General features: G+C 40.5%; 7 protein-coding genes. 2 read left to right on the top strand and 5 right to left on the bottom strand.

Annotated elements, in window-relative coordinates:
- Positions 1–62 precede the first annotated feature (62 nt).
- Complete coding sequence (locus tag CHI10_RS09705) at positions 63–263, top strand: YlaI family protein (protein ID WP_035328651.1); 201 nt, start codon at positions 63–65, stop codon at positions 261–263.
- 64 nt (positions 264–327) lie between these two features.
- Here the strand turns inward: CHI10_RS09705 and CHI10_RS09700 are convergent, their stop codons facing one another.
- Genes CHI10_RS09700 through typA form a run of 3 tightly spaced genes read right to left on the bottom strand, consistent with a single transcriptional unit; the run spans position 328 to position 2,814 of the window.
- Positions 328–618: a hypothetical protein gene (locus CHI10_RS09700; protein ID WP_095244095.1), complete on the bottom strand. Its 291-nt coding sequence runs from the start codon at positions 616–618 to the stop codon at positions 328–330.
- A gap of 15 nt (positions 619–633) precedes the next feature.
- Positions 634–948 (bottom strand): YlaH-like family protein, encoded by a 315-nt coding sequence (locus CHI10_RS09695; RefSeq protein ID WP_035328645.1) that lies wholly within the window; start codon positions 946–948, stop codon positions 634–636.
- A gap of 27 nt (positions 949–975) precedes the next feature.
- On the bottom strand, positions 976–2,814 hold the full coding sequence (typA, locus tag CHI10_RS09690; protein WP_095244094.1) for a translational GTPase TypA: 1,839 nt from the start codon (positions 2,812–2,814) through the stop codon (positions 976–978).
- Between the two features lie 218 nt (positions 2,815–3,032).
- Between typA and CHI10_RS09685 the strand changes: the two genes are divergently transcribed.
- Positions 3,033–3,218: a YlaF family protein gene (locus tag CHI10_RS09685; protein WP_095244093.1), complete on the top strand. Its 186-nt coding sequence runs from the start codon at positions 3,033–3,035 to the stop codon at positions 3,216–3,218.
- A gap of 33 nt (positions 3,219–3,251) precedes the next feature.
- Here CHI10_RS09685 and CHI10_RS09680 read toward each other — a convergent pair whose 3' ends face one another.
- Together CHI10_RS09680 and CHI10_RS09675 are read right to left on the bottom strand one after the other, a co-directional pair.
- The gene (locus tag CHI10_RS09680) at positions 3,252–3,722 is read right to left on the bottom strand and encodes a GNAT family N-acetyltransferase (RefSeq protein WP_095244092.1); all 471 of its coding nucleotides are present in this window, start codon (positions 3,720–3,722) and stop codon (positions 3,252–3,254) included.
- A complete protein-coding gene (locus CHI10_RS09675) occupies positions 3,709–4,509 on the bottom strand; it encodes an inositol monophosphatase family protein (protein ID WP_048010624.1) in 801 nt (266 codons plus the stop codon). The genes CHI10_RS09680 and CHI10_RS09675 overlap by 14 nt, the downstream gene beginning before the upstream one ends.
- Between the last annotated feature and the right edge of the window lie 158 nt (positions 4,510–4,667).

Below are 4,667 nucleotides of genomic sequence, written 5' to 3'. Positions count from 1 at the left end.
AATCAACTCAGTAAACTAAGTTATTAACTTTAGGAAAACAGCAAAACAATATGAGGTGTCCAATGCGAGTAAAATGTGTACTATGTGATAAAATTGAATCCATTGAAAACGAGTCCTTGCAGGCTAAACGTCTCCGAAACCGCCCGATTCACACATATATGTGCAGACCATGCGAAACAAGAATTACAGAAAAAACACAAAAAAGAGCTGATACTGGAAACTTTAAGCTATATCGGAGCAAAGTCCAGGAGGAGGAATGGTGAACTCCACACCATTCCATGAACAGCAAAGAAGCCGCCCCAGTCATTTTGTCTGGGGCGGCTTCTTTTAATCCTCCGGATAATTTACATATTTTTCAGGTTCACTTTGAATCTGTTTAAGCATTACTTCTATCAATTCACAGGGAAAACGGCTCTTATTCCGTTCTTCTCCCTTTGTGTAATGCACATAATACATCACATCATCTTTTTCAAAGTGAATATCGGAAATATTATGCTCATCCGAAAGAATCTCAAAGAACATTCTTTCTGTGTCTGCTGCCGCTGTATCATCCGGACGTTCCTCACAGACAATTTTTATCGTCAGCCAGTTATACAGTGAATCCTGCAAGGACTTCATCTCAGCATCTCCCTGTTATTCCGCCTTTGCCTGTTCCTTCTTTTCCTGGTTAAGGCGGATTTTGTAAATGATCAAGATTAATGCAGCCACAACAAGACCTTCTGCTACAGGAAGGAATACTCCAAGAAATGTCAGCATCGTACAGCCTAAAATCAAGAAAGTGTATATCATAGCTGATTTTAAAATTGGGAGTTTCTTGGCAAATCCTAATTTAAATACCAATATTGACAGCAGAACAATTGTTATATAGAGAAGCCACATTCCAGTTGTGGGATTCTCATCGACTTTGAACAAAGCAGCAAAAAAAGACAGGCGCTGTGATACATCCATATCCTTATCTCCTCCCCCTTCTTAGTCTTAGTTGGTTTCAGCGTATTTCTTCTTCTTGGCCATTCTTTCTCTTTCATTCTTATCAAGAAGTTTCTTTCTCAGTCTGATTGACTCAGGTGTTACTTCAAGCAGCTCATCATCATTTAAGTATTCCAGAGCTTCTTCAAGTGTCAAGATCCGCGGCTTTTTAATTACATTCGTCTGATCCTTATTAGCAGAACGGATGTTTGTCGCATGCTTCACTTTAGTGATGTTGACAGTAAGATCATTTTCACGAGTATGCTCTCCCACAATCATGCCTTCATAAATTTCAGTACCCGGCTCAACGAAAATAGTTCCTCGGTCCTCAACTTGCATAATTCCGTATGTGGATGACTTGCCGCTTTCCATAGACACTAGGACACCTTTGCTGCGTCCGCCAATTTGACCTTTAATTTCCGGCTGGTAGCTGTCAAATGTGTGATTGATAATACCATAGCCGCGGGTTAGCGTCATAAATTCAGTGGAGTAGCCGATCAGTCCGCGGGCAGGGACATTGAATGTCAGTCTTACTTGACCATTGCCGTTATTGACCATATCAAGCATTTCACCTTTACGGGTACCCATAGATTCAATAATCGATCCAGTATTATCTTCCGGCACATCGATTTGAACACGTTCTACCGGTTCACAGCGAACACCGTCAATTTCTCTAATAATTACTTCCGGTTTAGAAACCTGCAGTTCAAAACCTTCACGGCGCATATTTTCAATCAGGATTGATAAATGCAATTCCCCACGTCCGGATACAACCCAGGCGTCAGGTGAATCTGTATTTTCAACACGGAGACTTACGTCCGTCTCAAGCTGTGCACGAAGTCTTTCTTCAACTTTTCTTGAAGTAATATATTTGCCTTCTCTTCCCGCGAATGGACTGTTGTTAACAAGGAAAGTCATTTGCAGTGTTGGTTCATCAATCCTTAGAACAGGAAGTGCTTCCTGATGCTCGACAGGGCAAATAGTTTCCCCGACATTAATGTCTTCCATTCCCGAAACGGCAATAAGGTCTCCAGGATAAGCTTCCTGGATCTCTTCTCGCTTCAGTCCGAAGAAACCAAAGATCTTTGTAACCCGGAATTGCTTAACTGAGCCATCAAGTTTCATTAAAGCAACCTGCTGTCCAACCTGGATTGTCCCCCGGAATACCCGGCCAATTCCAATTCTCCCCACATAATCATTGTAATCAAGGAGTGCCACCTGGAATTGAAGCGGCTCTTCACGGTTATCAACTGGTCCAGGAATATGTTCAATGATTGCTTCATAAAGAGAATGCATGTCATCATCCTGCTTGTCAGGGGTAACACTTGAAGTTCCCGAAATAGCAGATGCATAAATAACCGGGAATTCAAGCTGTTCTTCATCTGCACCCAGTTCAATGAACAAATCGATTACCTCGTCAACAACTTCTGAGGGACGGGCAGATGGTTTGTCAATTTTATTTACAACAACGATTGGCGTAAGTTTTTGTTCCAAAGCCTTTTTAAGAACAAAACGCGTCTGCGGCATACATCCTTCATATGCATCGACAACTAATAATACGCCGTCAACCATTTTCATGATCCGTTCAACTTCTCCGCCGAAATCGGCATGTCCTGGTGTATCCAGAATGTTGATTCTCGTATCTTTATATTTAACTGCAGTGTTTTTAGCTAAAATCGTAATACCGCGTTCTCTTTCCAGATCGTTTGAATCCATCGCACGCTCTTCCACGTGCTCATTTGAACGGAAAGTTCCGGACTGTTTTAAAAGCTCGTCAACCAATGTTGTTTTACCATGGTCAACGTGGGCTATAATCGCAATATTTCGAATATCTTCTCTTAATTTCAAAAGATTTCCTCCTATTTATCAAAACTGAATCAAATTCATTTTTCAACATTTTTCACAACTGATACATTATATCACAATTACTATAGAAACCTAAAAACTTTTTGTGTAAAATAATGTAGAGAAGGATTTATTTCTGATAAATTATACTGTCGGACAGTATATTCTCTACATATTTTTCACCAGTATTTAACTAAATTAATCCTCTTGGGAGTGAAATTATGAAGAATATCAAGTGGCCTTTATTAGCCTTTGCGATAGGAGCAGCTATATGCATGATGGGTATAGGCGTTGCGGTGGCTGAAAGAAGCATGTTTGGGATCATCCTGGCCATTATCGCTTTAATCCTTGTAATGGGATACGGTTTTAAAACTAAGAAGAAGATGAGAGAAGAAGGTTCGTTATAATTTAAAGCTGCAGCGGATGGCTGCAGCTTTTTTTCATATTAATGGACAGACCATTATTAAAAATTCCCGGCCATCATCGGAAGTCTCCGTCTTGAACTGCTCAAATCCGGCATCAGATAAAAAGTAAATCCAATAGTTCCGATTTTCAGGGACACCCGCAAACAAAGACTTTTCGCCTTTCTTCTTTAACTCAGCGGTCAACAGTTCAATAACCTTTGTTCCTATTCCTTTTCTTCGCATTTCTTTTTTAACCAGGATCGTACCGAGCCACGGCTTCCCGTTAGAAGGGGATAAATTCACATGGAAAGTGATGGCTGTTCGTTCTCCGTCAATACGCCAAATTCTCCACTCCCCATTTAATTCCTGATGCCTGGCCATATAATTGCAAAGGTTATTCCCGCATTTTTCTTCTTCTTCCCAGTCGGTGCTATCCTTAATGACTTCTAAAAAAAAGGGCTGGTCTTCCTCTGTGAACTTGCTGCTTGCTATGCTACCAATTTCCATTTTTTAAGTATTCTTTCATAATTTGCTGATGCAACCCTGGCTTAGAGACAAAAACAGAATTGTTTTCAAGGTAGTTCAGCTCCTCACCTTTAACGGTTGTCGCAATTCCTCCCAATTCCTCAATCATAATCACACCAGCAGCGAAATCCCATGGAGCGAGGCGCATGGTTATGTATGCATCAACTCTCCCGGATGCTATATATGCCATTTCCATTGCTGCTGAACCGTAGGACCGTGTTCCCCTTGCATTTCGTACAAGTGGAGCCAGCAGTGATGGATCAATCCTTCTATTTTCGGTAACCCATGTGGCATTCAATCCAATGATCGCTTTTGACACATCCGTTTCCTTTAAGGGAGGAAGTTCCAAATCATTCATGAATACACCGTGCCCTTTCATGCAATGATATAACTCGTCATGAACTACATCATATATTAATCCGATTTTGCCTTTTCCATTTTCATAAATGCCGACTGATATCGCAAAGTTTCTCTGCTGATGGACAAAGTTCATTGTTCCGTCAATCGGATCAATAATCCAGACGATTCCATCCAGGTCATTTAGCTTATCACCAAAACCTTCTTCACCAAGTATCCGGTGCTCAGGGTATTTTTCATTTATTTTCTTTATGAAGAATTGTTCTGTTTCCTGGTCAATATCTGTCACTAAATCGTTCGCATTTGATTTGGTGGTTATGGTCAGAGTTTTGCTGAAAGAATTTTTAATATTCCCGCCCGCCTCTTTTATTAAGGCTTTGGCATATGTATGAATCTCACTCCAATTTGTCATGGGTCAGCCCTCCGCATAGTGATAGCATTAAAATATTTCTAGCTTAAATGAAATAGCAAGGTACTTCAAGTTATATACTCTCCAATGATAGGCGTTATCATTTCCGCGTGTATAATTATTTGCCGAAGACAAGCTGTGATTTTTGGATTAAAAATAAT

The sequence above is a fragment of the Bacillus sp. 7894-2 genome (assembly GCF_002272225.1).
Classification (GTDB): domain Bacteria; phylum Bacillota; class Bacilli; order Bacillales; family Cytobacillaceae; genus Cytobacillus.
This window is presented reverse-complemented; position numbering and strand designations above follow the sequence as displayed.

Excerpts from the sequence above, each read along its gene's own strand:
- CHI10_RS09705 (WP_035328651.1), top strand. The coding sequence starts at position 63 with ATGCGAGTAAAATGTGTACTATGTGATAAAATTGAATCCATTGAAAAC.
- CHI10_RS09700 (WP_095244095.1), bottom strand. The coding sequence starts at position 618 with ATGAAGTCCTTGCAGGATTCACTGTATAACTGGCTGACGATAAAAATT.
- CHI10_RS09695 (WP_035328645.1), bottom strand. The coding sequence starts at position 948 with ATGGATGTATCACAGCGCCTGTCTTTTTTTGCTGCTTTGTTCAAAGTC.
- CHI10_RS09685 (WP_095244093.1), top strand. The coding sequence starts at position 3,033 with ATGAAGAATATCAAGTGGCCTTTATTAGCCTTTGCGATAGGAGCAGCT.
- CHI10_RS09680 (WP_095244092.1), bottom strand. The coding sequence starts at position 3,722 with ATGGAAATTGGTAGCATAGCAAGCAGCAAGTTCACAGAGGAAGACCAG.
- CHI10_RS09675 (WP_048010624.1), bottom strand. The coding sequence starts at position 4,509 with ATGACAAATTGGAGTGAGATTCATACATATGCCAAAGCCTTAATAAAA.